Origin of the sequence: Pseudocitrobacter cyperus (assembly GCF_039889165.1) — a bacterium.
GTDB classification, from domain to species: domain Bacteria; phylum Pseudomonadota; class Gammaproteobacteria; order Enterobacterales; family Enterobacteriaceae; genus Pseudocitrobacter; species Pseudocitrobacter cyperus.
Genome location: NZ_JAYMYY010000001.1, coordinates 1004111 through 1023843 on the forward strand (window position 1 = coordinate 1004111; position 19733 = coordinate 1023843).

General features: G+C 52.6%; 17 protein-coding genes. 7 read left to right on the forward strand and 10 right to left on the reverse strand.

Annotated features, from left to right (window positions below):
- Positions 1-17 precede the first annotated feature (17 nt).
- The gene (yccS, locus tag VSR74_RS04965) at positions 18-2144 is read left to right on the forward strand and encodes a YccS family putative transporter (protein WP_347793683.1); all 2127 of its coding nucleotides are present in this window, start codon (positions 18-20) and stop codon (positions 2142-2144) included.
- On the opposite strand, the gene VSR74_RS04970 is transcribed toward yccS, so the two are convergent.
- Positions 2141-2761 carry a TfoX/Sxy family DNA transformation protein gene (locus VSR74_RS04970; protein ID WP_347793684.1) on the reverse strand — a complete coding sequence of 207 codons (621 nt, stop codon included), beginning with the start codon at positions 2759-2761 and terminating at the stop codon, positions 2141-2143. The two genes, yccS and VSR74_RS04970, sit on opposite strands and share 4 nt — an antisense overlap.
- A 218-nt stretch (positions 2762-2979) precedes the next feature.
- Between VSR74_RS04970 and sulA the strand changes: the two genes are divergently transcribed.
- Positions 2980-3489 carry an SOS-induced cell division inhibitor SulA gene (sulA, locus tag VSR74_RS04975; RefSeq protein ID WP_347794357.1) on the forward strand — a complete coding sequence of 170 codons (510 nt, stop codon included), beginning with the start codon at positions 2980-2982 and terminating at the stop codon, positions 3487-3489.
- A 351-nt stretch (positions 3490-3840) separates the two neighbouring features.
- Positions 3841-4902, forward strand: a complete 1062-nt coding sequence (gene ompA / locus VSR74_RS04980; RefSeq protein ID WP_347793685.1) for a porin OmpA — start codon at positions 3841-3843, stop codon at positions 4900-4902.
- A gap of 78 nt (positions 4903-4980) precedes the next feature.
- On the opposite strand, the gene matP is transcribed toward ompA, so the two are convergent.
- Positions 4981-5433 (reverse strand): macrodomain Ter protein MatP, encoded by a 453-nt coding sequence (gene matP / locus VSR74_RS04985; protein WP_347793686.1) that lies wholly within the window; start codon positions 5431-5433, stop codon positions 4981-4983.
- 162 nt (positions 5434-5595) lie between these two features.
- Between matP and VSR74_RS04990 the strand changes: the two genes are divergently transcribed.
- Both VSR74_RS04990 and fabA read left to right on the forward strand, forming a co-directional pair.
- Positions 5596-7359, forward strand: a complete 1764-nt coding sequence (locus VSR74_RS04990) for a Lon protease family protein (protein ID WP_347793687.1) — start codon at positions 5596-5598, stop codon at positions 7357-7359.
- A gap of 69 nt (positions 7360-7428) precedes the next feature.
- The gene (gene fabA, locus VSR74_RS04995; protein WP_010429339.1) at positions 7429-7947 is read left to right on the forward strand and encodes a bifunctional 3-hydroxydecanoyl-ACP dehydratase/trans-2-decenoyl-ACP isomerase; all 519 of its coding nucleotides are present in this window, start codon (positions 7429-7431) and stop codon (positions 7945-7947) included.
- A 79-nt stretch (positions 7948-8026) separates the two neighbouring features.
- Here the strand turns inward: fabA and rmf are convergent, their stop codons facing one another.
- The 6 genes from rmf to rlmKL form a co-directional block, all read right to left on the reverse strand.
- Complete coding sequence (gene rmf, locus VSR74_RS05000; protein ID WP_015965056.1) at positions 8027-8194, reverse strand: ribosome modulation factor; 168 nt, start codon at positions 8192-8194, stop codon at positions 8027-8029.
- Positions 8195-8450: 256 nt separating this feature from the next.
- Positions 8451-9014 (reverse strand): membrane integrity-associated transporter subunit PqiC, encoded by a 564-nt coding sequence (gene pqiC, locus VSR74_RS05005; protein ID WP_347793688.1) that lies wholly within the window; start codon positions 9012-9014, stop codon positions 8451-8453.
- Positions 9014-10651, reverse strand: coding sequence for an intermembrane transport protein PqiB (gene pqiB / locus VSR74_RS05010; RefSeq protein ID WP_347793689.1), 1638 nt, complete (start codon positions 10649-10651; stop codon positions 9014-9016). Before pqiB ends, pqiC begins: the two co-directional genes overlap by 1 nt.
- Positions 10652-10655: 4 nt before the next feature.
- Positions 10656-11909: a membrane integrity-associated transporter subunit PqiA gene (pqiA, locus tag VSR74_RS05015; protein WP_347793690.1), complete on the reverse strand. Its 1254-nt coding sequence runs from the start codon at positions 11907-11909 to the stop codon at positions 10656-10658.
- A gap of 15 nt (positions 11910-11924) precedes the next feature.
- Positions 11925-13832: an ABC transporter ATP-binding protein gene (locus VSR74_RS05020; protein WP_347793691.1), complete on the reverse strand. Its 1908-nt coding sequence runs from the start codon at positions 13830-13832 to the stop codon at positions 11925-11927.
- Positions 13833-13844: 12 nt separating this feature from the next.
- Complete coding sequence (rlmKL, locus tag VSR74_RS05025) at positions 13845-15950, reverse strand: bifunctional 23S rRNA (guanine(2069)-N(7))-methyltransferase RlmK/23S rRNA (guanine(2445)-N(2))-methyltransferase RlmL (protein WP_347793692.1); 2106 nt, start codon at positions 15948-15950, stop codon at positions 13845-13847.
- Positions 15951-16049: 99 nt separating this feature from the next.
- Here rlmKL and VSR74_RS05030 point away from each other — a divergent pair, with 99 nt between their 5' ends.
- Positions 16050-17159: a YcbX family protein gene (locus VSR74_RS05030; protein ID WP_347793693.1), complete on the forward strand. Its 1110-nt coding sequence runs from the start codon at positions 16050-16052 to the stop codon at positions 17157-17159.
- Here the strand turns inward: VSR74_RS05030 and zapC are convergent.
- Positions 17156-17698 carry a cell division protein ZapC gene (gene zapC / locus VSR74_RS05035; protein ID WP_347793694.1) on the reverse strand — a complete coding sequence of 181 codons (543 nt, stop codon included), beginning with the start codon at positions 17696-17698 and terminating at the stop codon, positions 17156-17158. The genes VSR74_RS05030 and zapC overlap by 4 nt on opposite strands.
- A gap of 164 nt (positions 17699-17862) precedes the next feature.
- On the reverse strand, positions 17863-18873 hold the full coding sequence (pyrD, locus tag VSR74_RS05040; protein WP_347793695.1) for a quinone-dependent dihydroorotate dehydrogenase: 1011 nt from the start codon (positions 18871-18873) through the stop codon (positions 17863-17865).
- 283 nt (positions 18874-19156) lie between these two features.
- On the opposite strand from pyrD, the gene ssuE reads away from it, so the two are divergent.
- Positions 19157-19726: an NADPH-dependent FMN reductase gene (ssuE, locus tag VSR74_RS05045; protein ID WP_347793696.1), complete on the forward strand. Its 570-nt coding sequence runs from the start codon at positions 19157-19159 to the stop codon at positions 19724-19726.
- The last annotated feature ends 7 nt before the right edge of the window (positions 19727-19733 follow it).

The window sequence follows — 19733 nt, forward strand, 5'->3', positions numbered from 1 at the left end:
CGGGGCTGATTCTCTTTATGTTAAGTCCCTTGCTACGTCGCTATACATGGAACAGCACCTGGCTCTATAACGTCAGGATCTTCATCGCCCTGTGCGGTACCACGGCACTGCCGTGGTGGCTGGGCGATTCGAAGCTGACCATTCCATTAACCCTGGGCGTCGTTGCTGCGGCGCTTACCGACCTCGACGATCGTCTGGCAGGGCGTTTGCGTAACCTTGTCATTACGCTTATCTGCTTCTTTATTGCGTCGGCATCCGTCGAGTTGCTTTTCCCCTGGCCATGGCTGTTTGCGCTGGGCCTGACTATCTCCACCACCGGCTTTATTTTGCTGGGCGGGCTGGGGCAGCGTTATGCCACTATCGCCTTCGGCGCGCTGCTTATCGCTATCTATACCATGCTGGGCGTCTCGCTCTATTCCCACTGGTATCAGCAGCCGGTTCTGCTTATCGCCGGGGCAGTCTGGTATAACCTGCTGACGCTCACCGGCCATCTGATTTTCCCGATTCGCCCGCTGCAGGACAACCTTGCGCGCAGCTACGAGCAGTTGGCGCACTATCTCGAACTGAAATCGCGCCTCTTCGACCCGGATATTGAAGATGAAAACCAGGCACCGCTGTATGAACTGGCGCTGGCGAACGGAAAACTGATTGCCACCCTGAACCAGACAAAAGCCTCCCTGCTGACCCGACTGCGCGGTGACCGTGGGCAGCGCGGAACACGCCGCACGTTGCACTACTATTTTGTCGCCCAGGATATCCACGAACGCGCCAGTTCATCGCACATTCAATATCAAACTCTGCGCGACAATTTCCGCTACAGCGATGTGATGTTCCGTTTTCAGCGCATGCTCTCAATGCAGTCTCAGGCCTGCCAACAGTTATCGAAAGCCATTTTGCTGCGTGTCCCCTATCAGCATGATAATCGCTTTGAGCGCGCCTTTACGCATCTGGATGCCGCGCTGGAACGCGTGCGCGCAAGCGGCGCTTCACCGGAACAGATGAAAGCGCTGGGTTTTTTACTGAACAACCTGCGGGCAATTGACGCACAACTGGCCACCATTGAATCGGAACAGTTACAGTCACAGGCGCAGAGCGAGACGGAGAACCTGCTGGCCGATGACAGCCTGCATGGCATCAGTGATATTCGTCTGCGGCTGAGTATGAATATGTCGCCGGAATCTGCCCTGTTCCGCCATGCGGTGCGAATGTCGCTGGTTCTTTGCGCTGGCTATGCCTTCATTCAGTTTACCGGCCTGAACCACGGCTACTGGATCTTGCTCACCAGTCTGTTTGTCTGTCAGCCGAACTACAACGCCACTCGCCACCGCCTGGCGCTGCGTATTATCGGTACTCTGGTGGGCGTTGCATTAGGCATTCCTGTGTTACTGCTGGTGCCGTCGCTGGAAGGGCAACTGGCGCTGATCGTCGTAACCGGTGTGCTGTTCTTTGCTTTTCGTAATGTGCAGTATGCCCACGCGACAATGTTCATCACGCTGCTGGTACTGCTGTGCTTTAACCTGCTTGGGGAAGGGTTTGAAGTGGCATTGCCGCGGATAATCGATACCCTGATTGGCTGCGGGATAGCCTGGTTTGCCGTCAGTTTTATCTGGCCTGACTGGAAGTTTCGCAACCTGCCTCGCGTGTTAGCGCGCGCCGTCGATGCCAACTGTCGTTATCTGGACGCTATTCTTGAGCAATATCATCAGGGGCGTGATAACCGGCTGGCATACCGTGTAGCCCGCCGCGATGCGCACAGTCGTGATGCTGAGCTGGCCTCCGTGGTTTCGAACATGACAACGGAGCCCAACGTCAGTGCCGAGATGCGGGAAACCGCTTTCCGCCTGTTGTGTCTTAACCATACGCTGACCAGTTACATCTCGGCGCTGGGTGCGCACCGTGAAAAACTGACTAACCCGGATATTCTGGCGCTACTGGATGATGCCGTATGTTATGTTGACGACGCCTTCCATCACCTGCCTGCGGATGAAGAACGCGTCCAGCATGCCCTGGCCGGCCTTGCGGAACGCATCCACCATCTGGAGCCGCGACCGGACAGTAAAGAACCGTTGGTACTGCAACAAATCGGCCTGCTCATCTCCCTGTTACCCGAACTTTGCCGGCTGCAACAGCGGGTGCTCGCCTAATCTACTGCGGCAGGCGGGTTGTTCAACGCGCTTGCCCAGTCAATCAACTCCTGACGCCTGTCTAACGGCAACGCAGCAGCGTGGACTCCCGTCAGCGCGCCCTCAAGTGAAAGAATCACGCTGGTGCTCAAATTTTCGCGTAGCTGTCGTAGTTTCAACCATACCGTTTTCGCCCCCATACGCCGCAAATCATTGACGCTTTTCACCCCGGCATCCCTCAACAGCAGTTCCATCTGAAAGGAGATATTAGGCAGATCCCTGAGGCGGTTGAGATTATGCCGCCTGTTTTTCTCCCGCTTTGCATCCTGTAGCGACAGGGAACTTAACTTCAACAACGTTTTTTGATCCCGCCAAAGCCGCGCATCAACCTTAAAGTAGTTAAGCTGGTGCGGGCCGCTGCGCTTCTGCAGAGTCAGGAGTTTCGCATTATGTTGCACCTGATATGGCACCGTATCTTCGCAGGCCCTCAGATAGAGTTCTCCCTCCGCCACCATGGCGAAGATCGCATCATCAACGGTCAGACTGTAACCGCCAAACAGGGGGCGGGCGCGAATGACGCCCAAAGGTGAAAGGCATTCCTGAGATTGATAAATCCGTTTATATGATATTTTTTTCACGATTAATCCTTACTAATCATCGCCTTAGAAGCATTAAAAGCGTTAATGAATCCTGTAATTAGCAACATATGAAACTTCCGTCAGCACGGCAAGGTGTATTTATCATTACGGGCATTTGATGTGCGAATTTGCGAGTAGCTTTCAGAAAATGAGGTTGATCTTTAATGACAGTGGTAGTACTGTATATTCATACAGTAACCCACAAGGTTGGATTAGCTATGTATACATCTGGTGTTGTAAATCGTTCGTCTGTCGCGGTAACGCCTGCGGCCCATCACACGTTCGCCACTCCTGTGCACGCGTCCCCTGCCCTGGTAAGCGAAGTGGTTTATCGTGAAGATCAGCCCATGATGGCGCAGTTACTGCTCTTACCTTTATTGCAGCAGCTCGGTCAGCAATCTCGTTGGCAGCTATGGCTAACGCCACAACAAAAACTGAGTCGCCAGTGGGTGCAGGCTTCCGGCCTTCCGTTAAGCAAGGTCATGCAGCTTCGCCAGATGCTTCCGTGCAATATGCTTGATTCTATGGAACGTGCATTACGTACAGGGAACTATAGTGTAGTTATCGCCTGGGTGGCGGAAGAACTGTCGGAGCATGATCATTCTCGCCTGATGAGCGCGGCAGAAGAAGGGAATGCAATGGCGTTTATTATGCGTCCAGTTCACTCCTCTTCTCATCCAGCAGGACAACTCAATGGGCTAAAAATTCACTCAAATTTGTATCATTAAGTGAAATTAGGAATTTTCCTGGAATTTTTTTTGCAGTCTCGTTACGGGCATGTTTCAGTTACTTAAATTCCTGAGAATGCTGGTGTGATGCGGGTCTCAGAATTTTATCTCGCATAAATTCTAGCCTGAAATGTTAAATATTGTGTATACAACTCTTTTTTTTTCATATGCCTGACGGAGTTCACACTTGTAAGTTTCCAACTACGTTGTAGACTTTACATCGCCAGGGGTGATCAGCTTACGCCGCAGAGATCTGCTGAGTAATTAATAAGTCACGCCCCCGGTGAAGGATTTAACCGTGAGTCTTTTAGATTTTCATGGCAAATTTTGGATGATAACGAGGCGCAAAAAATGAAAAAGACAGCTATCGCGATTGCAGTGGCACTGGCTGGTTTCGCTACCGTAGCGCAGGCCGCTCCGAAAGATAACACCTGGTATGCTGGTGCTAAACTGGGCTGGTCTCAGTTCCACGATGTCGGTAACAACCAGATCAACAACATCGGCCCAACCCACGAAAGCCAACTGGGCGCTGGTGCGTTCGGTGGTTATCAGGTTAACCCGTATGTTGGTTTCGAAATGGGTTATGACTGGTTAGGTCGTATGCCGTACAAAGGTGACACCCAGAACGGTGCTTACCAGAACGGCGCATTCAAAGCTCAGGGCGTTCAGTTGACCGCTAAACTGGGTTACCCAATCACTGACGATCTGGACATCTATACTCGTCTGGGTGGTATGGTTTGGCGTGCAGACGCTAAAAACAACGAAGGCTTCAAAGACCACGACACTGGCGTATCCCCAGTATTCGCTGGCGGCGTAGAATACGCGGTAACCCGTGACATCGCTACCCGTCTGGAATACCAGTGGACTAACAACATCGGTGACGCGAACACCGTTGGTGCACGTCCGGATAACGGCCTGCTGAGCGTAGGTGTTTCCTATCGTTTCGGCCAGCAGGAAGAAGCAGCTCCAGTAGCTCCGGCTCCGGCTCCGGCTCCAGAAGTTCAGACCAAACACTTCACTCTGAAGTCTGATGTTCTGTTCAACTTCAACAAAGCAACTCTGAAACCAGAAGGCCAGCAGGCTCTGGATCAGATGTACAGCCAACTGAGCAACCTGGATCCGAAAGACGGTTCCGTTGTTGTTCTGGGCTTCACTGACCGCATCGGTTCTGACGCTTACAACCAGGGTCTGTCCGAGAAACGTGCTCAGTCCGTTGTTGATTACCTGATCTCTAAAGGTATTCCTTCTGACAAAATCTCTGCACGTGGCATGGGCGAATCCAACCCGGTTACTGGCAACACCTGTGACAACGTGAAAGCTCGCGCTGCACTGATCGACTGCCTGGCACCGGATCGTCGCGTAGAGATCGAAGTTAAAGGTATCAAAGACGTTGTAGCTCAGCCGCAGGCTTAAGTTATTGTCTTATGAAAAAACCCCGCGCTGCGGGGTTTTTTTTGCTCTGCGTTCAACGCAACGATGTAAAAGAGACGGTTACTCTTTCCCCAGCAGCGCCTGCAAATCCTGCTTCAGGCTGCTCATCTTCGTCGCGTATTTTTCTTTGTTTTCCGCATCTTCAATCAGTTGGACAATCGTCTCTGACAACGTTTTTCCCCGACGCTGTGCCAGCCCCGCCAGACGCTGCCAGACGGCAAATTCCAGATCGATCGACTTCTTCCGCGTATGCTGATGCTCCGCATTAAAGTGGCGCTTACGACGTGCGCGAATCGTCTGCTTCATGCGGTTCACCAGCGAAGGATTGATGTTTTGCGCAATCCACTCATTAACCAGAACCGGTTCATGCTCAAGCTTCAGCAGGAGATCAACCGCTTCCTGTGCGGCGCTGGTTTCAATGTAGCGGGTGATCGTTTCGCCTTCCCGGTGCTTCTTCACCAGGTATTTCCACTTCCACCCGCTCTCAAGATTTTCCAGTTGTTGATATTTCATTGCGATCCCAATGTGACCGTGTAACTCTTTTCAGGATATCAGTTTTTTGCTGATGTGCTGAGAAGAAATCGGCAACTGTGAAGACATTATCGCTTTATCCGTGAGCTTCACTGCGGCATAAGGTATAATCTCGCGCTTTACATCTGACTAAAAATAGCGACTTTGACCATAAATACTCTTTCCCGGCGCGACCTTGCCCCTGCGACTGATGCATACCAGGCGCTATTTACACTGCCTGAACTCAGCACAGTTAACGAATCTTTATTCAGCGAGCTGCAGGCTCGCCTGCACTATGCCCTTGAGCAGTTTTTACACCCTCAGGGCGTCAGCGACTTTTTACTGGTCAAAGCGCCAGAAGAAAAAGCGTACCTGCAACTCCTCAACAACGCGACCACTGCACTGCGCAGTGACGATAGCGCCCGCCTCACCGGAGTCAACTATACGATTGCTTCAGGGCAGGTGAGCGTTTCTCCGGCATCAACGCCGAAGGATAATTTTGCCAGCCAGTGTCCAACCCTTTTTGCCGATTGGGTGGAGGCCGAGCAGCTATTCGGCTGCGTGCGTCAGTTTAACGGCGAAATTACCCTTCAGCCGGGTCTGGTTCACCAGGCCAACGGTGGCGTGCTCATTCTGTCTCTGCGCGCGTTGCTGGCTCAGCCTCTGTTGTGGATGCGCCTGAAGTCTCAGGTAACGCAGCAACGCTTTGAGTGGCTCTCCTTCGACGAATCTCGCCCGCTGCCAGTCACCATCCCTTCTATGCCGCTTTCACTGAAAGTTATGCTGGTAGGCGATCGCGAAGCCCTGGCTGACTTCCAGGAAATGGAACCCGAGCTGGCTGAGAAATCGCTCTATAGCGAATATGAAGACAATCTGCAGCTTACTGATGAAGAGACACTGAAACAGTGGTGTCAGTGGGTTCAGCAGGTTGCTCGTGATGCCAGCCTGCCAACTGTCGCCGCCGATGCATGGCCACGTTTGATTCAGGAAGGCGCACGCTATACCGGCGATCAGGAAACGCTGCCCCTCTGCCCGCTGTGGATTGCTCGCCAGTTACGAGAAACGGCGCCTTTCTGCGAAGGTAACACCATTGGTGATGAACAACTCAAAACCATGCTTGAGCAACGTCAGTGGCGTGAGGGATACCTCTCTGAACGCATGCAGGATGAAATTCTGCTCGAACAAATTCTGATTGAGACGGAAGGTGAATGTATCGGCCAGATCAACGCGCTGTCGGTGATTGAATTTCCGGGCCATCCGCGCGCTTTTGGCGAACCTTCGCGAATCAGTTGCGTCGTTCATATTGGGGACGGTGAATTTACCGATATTGAACGCAAGGCGGAACTTGGTGGCAACATTCACGCCAAGGGCATGATGATCATGCAGGCATTTTTAATGTCAGAGCTTGAACTCGATCAGCAAATCCCCTTCTCTGCGTCGCTGACTTTCGAGCAGTCGTACAGTGAAGTGGACGGCGATAGCGCGTCGATGGCCGAGCTGTGCGCCCTGATTAGCGCCCTCTCCGGTGTACCGATTAATCAAAGCATCGCCATCACAGGCTCCGTCGATCAGTTTGGTCGCGCACAGCCGGTGGGGGGGCTGAATGAAAAAATTGAAGGCTTCTTTGCTATCTGTCAGCAACGTGGCTTAAATGGCAAACAGGGCGTAATTATTCCTGCGACCAACGTGCGTCATCTGAGCCTGTCGCTGGATGTTCAGGAAGCCGTTGAAGCCGGGCAGTTCTCTATCTGGGCGGTCGATGATGTGACCGAAGCCCTGCCGCTTCTCACCCAACTTAACTGGGATGCTGAAGGGCAGACAACGTTATTGCAAACGATTCAGGAACGTATCGCGCAGGCATTGCAACCCGATGCACGCCATCGTTATCCGTGGCCGCTACGTTGGCTGAACTGGTTCAATTCGAACTGATCGGACTTGTTCAGCGTACACGTGTTAGCTATCCTGCGTCCCGAACTCAAAATAAGGCTTACTTAAAACATGGTAGATAAACGCGAATCTTATACAAAAGAAGATCTTCTTGCCTCTGGTCGCGGCGAACTGTTTGGTGCAAAGGGCCCGCAGTTACCGGCTCCGAGTATGCTGATGATGGATCGTGTCGTTAAAATGACCGAAACAGGCGGCAATTTTGATAAGGGCTATGTTGAAGCAGAGCTCGATATCAACCCGGATCTGTGGTTCTTCGGCTGTCACTTCATTGGCGACCCGGTAATGCCTGGCTGCCTGGGTCTTGACGCTATGTGGCAGTTAGTTGGCTTCTACCTGGGCTGGCTTGGCGGTGAAGGCAAAGGCCGTGCGCTGGGCGTGGGTGAAGTGAAATTCACCGGTCAGGTTCTGCCGACCGCAAAGAAAGTGACCTATCGTATTCACTTCAAACGCATCGTAAACCGTCGCCTGATCATGGGCCTGGCGGATGGCGAAGTGCTGGTAGATGGTCGTCTGATCTATACCGCAAACGACCTGAAGGTCGGCCTGTTCCAGGATACTTCTGCGTTTTAACCCCTTCTGTCCACAACGCATTCGGGTTGTAGAAAGGCGAAACCTCCGCAAAGCGGAGGTTTCTTTTAAAGAGACAGCGTCAGGCGATAACTGTCCTGTCCTCCATGGCTTCTCGCCAGCCTCCGAGCCAGTGTGAACGTTGATTTAACGTCTGGTAAGGACAAATTTCTTTCGATTTACCGGCAATACCGGCCTGATAACCACGCTGATGTGCCCGTTCCAGGCGATCTCGTTTTTGTCTCTTCATGCCTCGTTTCCCTCATTACTTTTATCTGGTGGAAATGAAAACAGTGATTGCAAAGTGTGCAACCACACATTACGAATAACCCGAATCATCACCATCGTCAATGCGCAAAATTCACACCAGTGTCATATTTGTGAGCTACTCAAGAGTTCATTTGTACAAAAAATGTGAAGTGGGACAACTAAGCTGCTGAGCATAAAAACAAAAAAACCGTCGTGGATTTAGCATCCACGACGGCCTTAAGCATTATTAATTCTACTTATAGTTGCTGATTGAGGGAGCGAGCGATAGAAGCCGCTTCCTGGCTCCAGGCCTGCGCCAGTACTTTCACCATCTCATCATAGCCATCTTGCTGCTGAGGCAGTTCAATGTGGAATGGACGTTTAATCAAACGCCCCTGATGGTTCAACAGCCACTCACCGCTGACAATCACTTTGCCATCGTAACGCCCGTGGAAGCCATTCACCGATACATTAAGCGTATCCTGATCGTGGCCCAGCGGCTGCGATGCAATTACCCAGCCCGGTAACTGATTGCCCAGGTTGGCGACAAGAGTAGTACGCAATTGCTGATCAAGCGGGCTGGCCCACAGATTGTTGCTGGCAATCACATACTGCACATCGCTGGTCTGATAAACCACCCCGCTCCCGGCCAGAAAATCCGGGATGGAGACCTGCTCCACCCACAGCAAATGGTTGCCGGAACCGGCGCTGTTTTGCACCGTGCCCTTATCCAGCGGCAACTGGTAGTACGTTTTATTCTCCCCGCCGCTGCTACAGGCTGCCAGCAGGCAAGCCGCGACCAGAACTAACCACTTTTTCATTATTTCGCCCTCTTAGGCTCTGGATCTTTTTTATCCTTCGCTTCAAACACCAGCGCGTTGCTCTTCTCATTCAGCGTTTTCAGAACCGGCTGCAATTCGCGCAGAACCTGATCCAGACGCTGCATATCCGCCACCATCTTGTTGTAGGCGGCAGAGCCTGGCTGGAAGCCCTGCATGCTTCGATTGAGCTCACGCAGCGTTTTCTGCATATCATCCGGCAACTGCTGCATCGACTGGCTGGCGGTGATCTTATTCAGATTATCCAGCGTTGTTTGCAGCTCACGCATAGTGCGCTGGCTTTCGCTCAGCGTATTCGTGGCCTGCTGAATCATCGGGTTCAGCGGCAGATTGTTGAATTTATCCAGCGTATCCATCAAACGCTGCTGGATCTGCGCCAGACCGCCGCTCACCGTTGGGATAATCTGATAACCGCTAAATTCACGGATACCCGTCACCGCCGGTTCTTTCGGATAGAAGTCCATATCCACATACAGTGCACCTGTGACCAGATTCCCGGTCTTCAGCGAACCGCGCAGGCCGCGCTGCATCAACTCCTCCAGATGCTTACCAAGATCGGGATGTTCACCCAGTTGGTTCGCCAGACGTTCCGGCTCGATACGAATCAATACCGGGATGCGGTAGTCATTGTTCAATGCCTGACGCAGCCCTTTCACATCAAACGGCACCTGAGAAACCGTCCCCAGACGAATACCACGAAATTCAACCGGTGCGCCAGGCTGCAGACCGCGAACGGAATCTTTGAAGAACATCAGGTAATCAAGATGTTCGGTATAGAGTGAGTCCTGAATACTTTTCTGATCGTCATAAAGCCTGAACTCGCTCTTCTCGGTAACTGGCTTACCTAAATCCAGCCCCTCAGGCACGTCAAAACTGACGCCGCCACTAAACAGTGTGGTAAGCGAGCCCATCTCGACGCGCATACCCGCAGAGGTCAGATCGACCGCCACACCGCTATCTTTCCAGAAACGGACATTACTGGTTACCAGCCGATCGTTCGGCGCGGTAATAAACAGTTGGTAGCTGATAGAGCGTTTTTGCGGATCAAAGGTGCTGGTTTCAACGGAACCCACGCGATAACCGCGGAACAGCACCGGATCGCCAGGATTCAGTTGACCCGCTTTTTTACTGTCGAGAATGACGCGGATCCCTTTCGCATCCGGCGGCGCCAGCGGTGGTTGATCCAGCAGTTGATAGTCTTCTTGCTGCCCACCCTGATTACCCGGTTGCAACTCGATGTATGCCCCAGAAAGCAGCGTACCCAGCCCGCTTATCCCCTCACGGCCTACCTGCGGCTTTACCACCCAAAAGACAGAGTCTTTATGCAGCAGCTTTTCCATGCCGGCATTCAGGCGCGCTTTAATCTCAACGTGCGTGAGATCATCGGTCAGCGTTGTACTTTCCACCACGCCCACATCCACGCTACGGCTTTTGATGGTGGTTTTACCGCCTTCAATCCCCTCTGCGTTGGTGGTGATGAGCGTGACCTCCGGCCCCTGGTGGCTATAGTGGTAAAACAGGATCCAGGCACCAATCAGCGCAGTGATTATCGGGAAGATCCAGACTGGAGACCAGTTCTTCACCTTCTGCACTTTAGCCTCTCCACTCTTCGTTTCCATGCTATTACGACTCCTCATGGCTTGATTCCGGTTCCCGATCCCACGACAGACGAGGGTCAAAGGTCATGGCCGAGAACATGGTCATTATCACGACCAGCGCAAACATTAATGCGCCCATCGCTGGATAGATATTCATCAGCCCGCCCATGCGAACCAATGCGGAAAGCACTGCTATGACAAATACATCAATCATCGACCAGCGGCCAACAAACTCGACCACTTCATAAATCAGGTGCATGCGCTCGCTATCCCGGCGCCCATGCCCTTTTGCATCCCAGCAAAGCCAGGCTATCGCAATCATCTTCAGGGTCGGCACCATAATACTGGCAATAAAAATGACCATCGCGACCGGATACGAGCCTTCGCTCCACAGCAGGATCACCCCCGCGAGGATCGTCGACGGCATTTTGTCGCCCAGCAAATCGGTTACCATGATCGGCAGAATATTGGCCGGAAGATAGAGGATGATGGAAGTGACGAGCAGCGCCATCGTCCACTGCAGGCTATTGCGACGGCGCACATAGCCAGTAGAGTGGCAACGCGGGCAAACGTGTTGGTCAGCCGGTAATATCGCCGTGCAGCACGAACAGGAGCGTAGCCCCTGACGAATGCCGGTGACACCCGGCTGCGGCGCTTTTTCGAGTACCGGCATCGGCGCAATGTCATCCCATAGCCAGCGGCGATCGACGCACAGGAAAGTGCGAAGTTGCAGTAAACAGAAAAGACACCAGGGAATAAAGCTACTACCGATGCCGATATCGCCATACGCCATTAGCTTCACAAAACTCACCAGCACCCCGGCCAGGAAGATTTCAGCCATCCCCCATGACTTCAGATGGAAGAGAATTTTCGCTAAAAACGTCTTCACGCTAAGCGGCATTTTTACCCGGTTAACCAGCAGTAACACTGTCACCAGACAAAATGCCGGCACCAGTTGCACGAAGAGCATGAAAAAAGTGCCGAGGCTTGCGTAATCTTCGCTAAAAAGTACCCGCGGAATTTCCAGCAGTTCAATTTCGCTATTAACCCCGGCCACTTTCATATAAATAAAGGGAAAGAGGTTCGCCAGTAACAACATAAATAACGCCACGATGGCATACGCCGTGGGGCGAGATCGAGGCTCGTCCCAGGCGGTTGTCAGCGTGGTGCCACAACGCGGACACGCGGCTTTATGCCGATGTTCAAGGTGCGGCAACGCCACCAGCATGTCACATTGCCGGCACAGAATATGCCGCGCAGCATGATGTTGTTCGCACATGAAAACTCCTCGGTATCAGGCACCGTTTTTTAACGCTTCAAGGTATTCCCAGCGTTCAAATGCCTCTTCTAACGCCTTTTCGGCCTGCGCCAGTTCGGCTAACACTTTTTGCGTGTGGTCGTGCGGCTGGCTGAAGAATGACGCATCAGCAACCTGCGCCTGCAACCCTTCCAGCTCAGCTTCCAGCGCTTCCAGTTTTTGTGGAAGTTGTTCCAGTTCGCGCTGCAGGTTATAGCTTAATTTTGCCGTGGCGCGTTTAGCTGTTTCTGCTTTTGGCTGAACCACTTCGGCTGGTTTCTTAACAATAGCTTGTTTTTGCGCCTGTGATTGGCTCTGTTGACCGCGCGCATCGTGATAGCCGCCAACATACTGACCAATCTTCCCGTCGCCTTCGAAGATCCAGCATTCGGTCACTGTATTATCCACAAATTGACGATCGTGGCTTACCAGCATGACCGTTCCCTGATAACCGTCAATCAGCTCTTCCAGCAATTCGAGGGTTTCGACATCCAGGTCGTTAGTCGGTTCATCGAGAATCAACAAATTACTGGGCTTGAGGAACAAGCGCGCCAGCAACAGACGGTTGCGCTCCCCGCCGGAGAGTGCGCGTACCGGCGTCATCGCGCGTTTCGGATGGAACAGGAAGTCCTGCAGGTAGCCCAGCACATGGCGCGGCTTACCGTTAACCATCACCTCTTGCTTACCTTCCGCGAGGTTGTCCATCACGGTTTTATCCGGATCAAGCTCGGCGCGGTGCTGGTCGAAATAAGCGACTTCCAGCTTCGTTCCCACATGGATACGACCGCTATCGGCCTGCAACTGACCTAACATTAATTTAAGCAGCGTGGTTTTACCGCAGCCGTTCGGGCCAATCAGCGCAATTTTGTCGCTGCGCTGCACCTGGGCTGAGAAATCCTTCACCAGTACCTTGCCATCGACCTGGTAGTTAACATCTTCCATCTCAAAGACGATTTTACCGGAGCGGGACGCTTCCTCGACCTGCATTTTGGCGCTGCCCATCACTTCACGACGCGCGCTGCGTTCGCTACGCATCGCTTTCAGGGCGCGAACGCGGCCTTCGTTACGGGTACGACGCGCTTTGATCCCCTGACGGATCCACACCTCTTCCTGGGCCAGCTTGCGGTCAAATTCGGCGTTTTGCAGCTCTTCAACGCGCAGCGCTTCTTCTTTTTCCAACAGGTACTGATCGTAGTTACCCGGGTACGTCACCAGCTTACCGCGATCGAGGTCAACAATGCGTGTCGCCATATTGCGGATAAACGAACGGTCGTGGGAGATGAAGATAATGGTGCCTTTAAACGTCTTCAGGAACCCTTCCAGCCAGTCGATGGTTTCAATATCGAGGTGGTTCGTCGGTTCGTCGAGCAGCAACACGCGCGGCGCGCTAACCAGCGCACGGCCCAGCGCCGCCTTACGCAACCAACCGCCGGAAAGAGATGCCAGCTCCATGTCAGGCTCAAGCCCTAACTGGCCCAGCACTTCATTGATGCGGTTTTCAAGCTGCCACAGGCCATGGTGATCCAGTTGCTCCTGAATCTTCGCCAGTTCCTGCAAATTTTTATCGCTGGGATCGTTCATCACCAGATGCGAAACATCGTGGTAACGCTTCAGATAAACCGCCTGTTCTTCGATCCCCTCGGCAACGAAGTCGTAGACGCTCCCCTGAACGTGACGCGGCGGATCCTGTTGCAGACGCGCCACCACCAGATCCTGTTCGTAAATAATACGACCGTCGTCCAGACCCTGCTCGCGATTGAGGATCTTCATGAGCGTTGATTTACCCGCACCGTTGCGGCCAACCAGGCAGACGCGTTCGTTATCTTCGATATGCAGTTCGGCATTATCGAGGAGCGGCGCATCGCTGAACGATAGCCACGCGCCATGCATACTAATTAATGACATTCTTTATTCCTTTCAGGCTGCGGTAATCAGCCAGCAGTTGTGGATCTGACGGTTACGGGCAAAATCCTGAGACTGTGTTTTATGGGTAATATCTTGTGCTTTTAGTCCCAGTTCAGTCAGGCCGTCGTGATCCATACGGAAACCGCGTTTGTTGTTGGAGAACATGATGGTGCCGCCTTTACGCAGCAGACGTTTCAGATCTTTCATCAGGCGCAGGTGATCGCGCTGCACATCAAACGCGTCTTCCATTCGTTTAGAGTTAGAGAAGGTCGGCGGATCGATAAAGATCACATCGAACTGCTCGTCGGTATCGCGCAGCCAGGCGAGCACGTCCGCCTGCATCAGACGATGGGCGCGACCCGTCAGGCCATTGAGGCGCAGGTTGCGTTCTGCCCACTCCAGGTAAGTACGGGACATATCAACGGTGGTGGTGGAACGTGCGCCGCCAAGGCCCGCGTGAACGCTTGCGCTACCGGTATAGGAGAAGAGATTGAGGAAATCTTTGCCTTTGCTCATCTCACCCAGCATGCGGCGCGCGATACGGTGATCCAGGAACAGGCCGGTATCGAGATAGTCCGTCAGGTTGACCCACAGACGTGCGTTATACTCGCTCACCTCCATGAAATCACCCTTTTCGTTCATCTTCTCGTACTGGTTTTTACCTTTCTGCCGTTCACGGGTTTTCAGTACCAGTTTGTTCGGCGCGATGCCCAGCACCGCAATCGTGGCAGCGATAATATCGAACAGACGCTGGCGGGCTTTGTGCGCATCAACGGTTTTCGGCGGCGCATACTCTTGCACCACCACCCAGTCAGCATAGCGGTCAACCGCCACGTTATACTCCGGCAGATCGGCATCGTACAGACGGTAGCACTCGATCCCTTCCTGTTTCGCCCACTTCTCTAATTTCTTGAGGTTTTTACGCAGACGGTTGGCATAATCTTCTGCAACCGTGGCTTTCACTTCGCCCGTGCTTTCTGCCACATGGTAGTTTTTCTGGATACAGTCCAGCGGGCCGTTTTTAGCTTTAAACTGGCGTTCAGCGCGCAGTGAAACACAGCTCAGCAGTTCCGGCGAGGCGCTGAACAGCGATAAATTCCAGCCGCCGAACTGGTTTTTCATGATACGCCCCAGCAGGCTATGCAGGGCAATGAGCGCAGGTTCGCTCTCCAGACGCTCGCCATATGGCGGGTTGCTGATTACCGTGCCGTAAGGCCCTTTCGGCAGAGGATTGCTCAGTTGCGCCACATCTTTTTGTTCAAAGGTGATCAGTTCGCCAATGCCGGCGCGACGGGCGTTGCTGCGTGCAATTTCCACCACGCGGCGGTCAGTATCAGAGCCGAAGAAACGAGACTCATAAGCCGCAAGGCCCGCACGAGCGCGCGTTTGCGCGTCGGCTTTCACTTCCTGCCAGAGCGCGTCATCATGCTGCGCCCAGCCGCCAAAGCCCCAGTGGCCACGGTGCAAACCTGGCGCACGATCGGTCGCCCACATAGCAGCTTCAATCAACAGGGTGCCGGAACCGCACATCGGATCGAGCAGAGGGGTACCAGGCACCCAACCAGAACGCATAACAATCGCCGCAGCAAGGTTTTCTTTGATTGGCGCAAGGCCAGTACGGTCACGATAGCCGCGCAAATGCAGACCTTCGCCACTGAGATCAAGAGAGATGTAAGCCTTTTCTTTATTCAGGCGCACATTAACGCGTAAATCGGGATTTTCGCGATCGACGTTCGGACGCGGCAGATTTTTACGGGTAAAAGCATCGACGATGGCGTCTTTGACTTTCAGCGCGCCGTACTGACTGTTACGGATCTCATCGTTCAGCCCATTAAAGCTCACAGCAAAAGTGGCGTTTGGAGTGAAAATCTCCGTCCAGTTGATCGCCTGCACGCCGAGATAGAGGTCGAGATCGCTCCAGACACTGTACTCGCCCAGCGGCATCATGATACGCGACGCCAGGCGACTCCACATCAGGCTTTGATAAAGAAGGCGCGTGTCTCCCTGAAAATGGACACCACCCTGGGTGATTTTGCACTCTTGCGCGCCCAGACCTTCCAGTTCAGTTTTTAACAGCTCTTCCAGCCCGCGGGCCGTACTGGCAAACAGAAAATTCATATCATCACTTTTACTTGCAGAAAATTGTTGCGCATTATAGCCAATCTCAGCCCCATGTCATAAAGTAAAAGGCTTATTTCTGACTCCAGGGAATGTGTCATGCTGACGTTATCACGACTTTTCATTCATCCGGTGAAATCCATGAGAGGCATTGGGCTGACTCATGCCTTCGCAGATATCAGCGGAATGGCGTTCGATCGCATTTTTATGGTGACGGAACTCGATGGCACGTTTATTACCGCACGGCAGTTTCCGGCGATGGTGCGTTTCACCCCTGCCATTCTGCATGATGGGCTGCACCTCACTGCGCCTGATGGCAGCAGCGCGCTAATTCGCTTTGCTGATTTCACCCGGCAGGCCGAACCGACGGAAGTCTGGGGCAATCATTTCACGGCCCACATCGCGCCAGATGCGATTAATCAGTGGTTATCGCCATTCTTCAAACGCGACGTACAGCTACGCTGGCTGGGCGATACCCTCACCCGCCGCGTTAAACGCCATGATGCGGTGCCGCTCTCTTTTGCTGACGGTTATCCCTATCTGCTGACCAATGAAGCTTCTCTGCGTGATTTACAGCAGCGCTGCCCTGCCAGCGTCAGGATGGAACAGTTCCGCCCTAATCTGGTGGTGGCCGGCGCACAGGCGTGGGATGAAGATAGCTGGAAAACCCTTCGTATTGGTGAAGTGGTCTTTGATGTGGTGAAACCCTGCAGTCGCTGTATCTTTACCACCATTAGCCCGGAGCGGGGTCAGAAACATCCTGCGGGAGAACCGTTGCATACGCTGCAATCATTCCGCACCGCCCAGGATAATGGCGACGTTGATTTTGGGCAGAACCTGATCCCGCGCAGCAGCGGCGTGATTCGTGTGGGCGATGAAGTCGAAATATTAGCGACCGGGCCCGGAAAGATCTATGGCGCCGGGGAAGACGATGAGAGCCAGGCGCTTCCCGGCACACAGACGACAAAGGTGGAAATCAACTGGCAGGGTCAGGCTTTTACCGGAAATAACCAGCAGGTTTTACTGGAGCAACTGGAACAGCAGGGAATCCGAATCCCCTACTCCTGTCGGGCAGGTATTTGCGGGAGCTGTCGGATAACACTTGAGGAAGGCGAAGTCAGCCCGCTCAAGAAGAGTGCCGTTGGCAATGATGGCACAATATTGAGCTGTAGCTGCGTGCCGAAAACGGCGCTGAAATTACGCAGTTAAACGGCCTGTTCCAGGCTGTAACCCGCCAGACCAGGCTGGGGTTGCAGCCTGTCATTCATCACCTTAATCGCATCGCCTAATTGCATGGTTCGCCCCGCCAGCACCAATCCTGGCTGCGCCAACAGGCAAAGCGCGGCGTTATCACCGGGCTCAACCACCAGCAGATTCACCTGTTGGTCGGTATCACTTAACCAGACGCAGGCAGCATCACCTGTAGCAGGCGACCAGTTATCGCTATGGGCGCGGAAGTGCCAGCTTTTCGGCATTTGCGGTTTTAGAAAACGAATCGCTACCAGCGCATTCAGAATGAGTTCGGCGCGGTGTTCTTTAGAGAGTTCCAGGTCGCGGCATTTTTCTTCAAATGAGAAATAGAGCGCGGCGTCATCGACGCAAAATCCGCTGGGGTCAAAGGCATCAGGCGTCAGCATCCGACGGGCATAACGCGAACGGAACAGCATGCCATTGGCTAAATCGAGCATCATTCGATCATGCTCTTCATCATAATACCAACGCCAGTTGTCATCCGGTTTAATTCGCATTGTCCGCTCCCCTCATTTTTAGCATCCGATTGCTTTGTAATCTTTTCCGTTTCGTTTACAGCCTAAATAATAAAAGACCAAAATGTCTAAATAAGCAACAATAATGAAATATAAAGCAACCAGGGCTTAAAATAAAGCCCTGGTTCACATAATGAGATAAAAGATTAGATATGAGTTACGATTTCTTTAATCAGCGGCGGGCCTTTAAAAATAAAACCGGAGTAGATCTGCACGAGCGTTGCGCCAGCAGCCAGTTTCTCTCGTGCAGCAATCACCGAGTCAATCCCGCCAACACCAATGATCGGCAGACGACCGTTTAATTCCGCGGCGAGCATACGAATAATTTCGGTGCTTTTTAATTGCAATGGACGACCACTTAATCCGCCCATTTCATCGCAATTCTTCATCCCCTGAACCAGGGAACGATCCAGTGTAGTATTCGTCGCGATCACCCCATCAATATTATGGCGAACTAAACTATCGGCAACCTGGATCAACTCCTCAGGAGAAAGATCCGGCGCGATCTTCACCGCCACAGGAACATATTTATGATGTTTTGCCTGGAGTTCAGCTTGTTTATTTTTAATACCAGAAAGCAAATCGTCGAGTGCTTCGCCATATTGCAGGGTGCGTAGCCCTGGGGTATTTGGTGAGGAGATATTAATGGCAATATATCCGGCATAAGCATAGATTTTTTCCATACAAATCAGATAGTCATCTTTGCCTTGCTCAACTGGCGTATCTTTATTTTTGCCAATATTAATACCCAGAATGCCATCAAAATGCGCTTTTTTAACGTTCTCAACCAGGTTATCAACACCCAGGTTATTAAAGCCCATACGGTTGATCAACCCTTCGGCATCGACCAGACGGAAGATCCTCGGCTTGTCATTACCTGGTTGCGGACGGGGCGTTACGGTTCCTATCTCGATCGAACCAAAACCCATCGCGCCGAGTGCATCAATACACTCACCATTTTTGTCCAGACCTGCCGCCAGACCCAACGGGTTCTTGAAGGTTAGTCCCATACAGCTCACCGGCTTTGAAGGCACTTTCTGGCGAACCAGTGCTTCAAACGGCGTTCCGGTCACCCGGCGTAATGATTGAAAAGTTAATTCATGAGCGCGCTCAGGATCGAGCTGGAAAAGGGCTTTACGAACGAAGGGGTAGTACATGAACTCTCCTGGATTCCCGGTGTGCAAACCGGGGGCGTATTATGTGCTATCCAGCACAGAAAGGGAATTGACCTGTGGCAAAAAAAGCGTATTAAACGCAATCGTTTTCCCTGGCACTTCTTCTTTCGTTCTTCGTCTGGCTTGTCCAGCACGACTGCCATATGCGTTTTTCGGCAATCGAACCGCAGATAAATTATTTAGCGTTCGCCCGAGGCTCTGCGAGACTCACCCTTAATGTTATCAATGTTAGATAAATACAAGCATTTTGTTATAAGGAGAGAGTATGCGCGTCATCACCTTAGCGGGAAGCCCCCGTTTTCCTTCCCGCTCCAGCGCTCTGCTTGAGTACGCCCGCGAAAAACTGGCGGCAGTAGATGTCGAAGTTTGTCACTGGCATCTACAGAATTTCGAGCCGGAAGATCTGCTGTATGCCCGTTTTGATAGCCCGGCGCTAAAAACGCTGACTGAGCAACTGGCGCAGGCCGATGGCCTAATCGTTGCCACGCCGGTTTATAAAGCATCGTTTTCCGGCGCATTAAAAACACTGTTGGATCTGTTGCCCGAACGGGCACTGGATGGAAAAGTGGTATTACCATTAGCAACCGGTGGGACGGTTGCCCATATGCTGGCGGTCGATTACGCCCTCAAGCCCGTATTAAGCGCACTGAAGGCCCAGGAAATTCTCCACGGTGTATTTGCCGACGACAGCCAGGTAACGGACTACCAGCATAAACCTCATTTCAGCCCAAATCTGCAAAGCCGTCTCGATAGCGCACTGGAAACGTTCTGGCAGGCGCTCCACCGTCGCGATATCCGCGTCCCATCATTTCATCAACAATTTGAACACGCATAAAAATCGC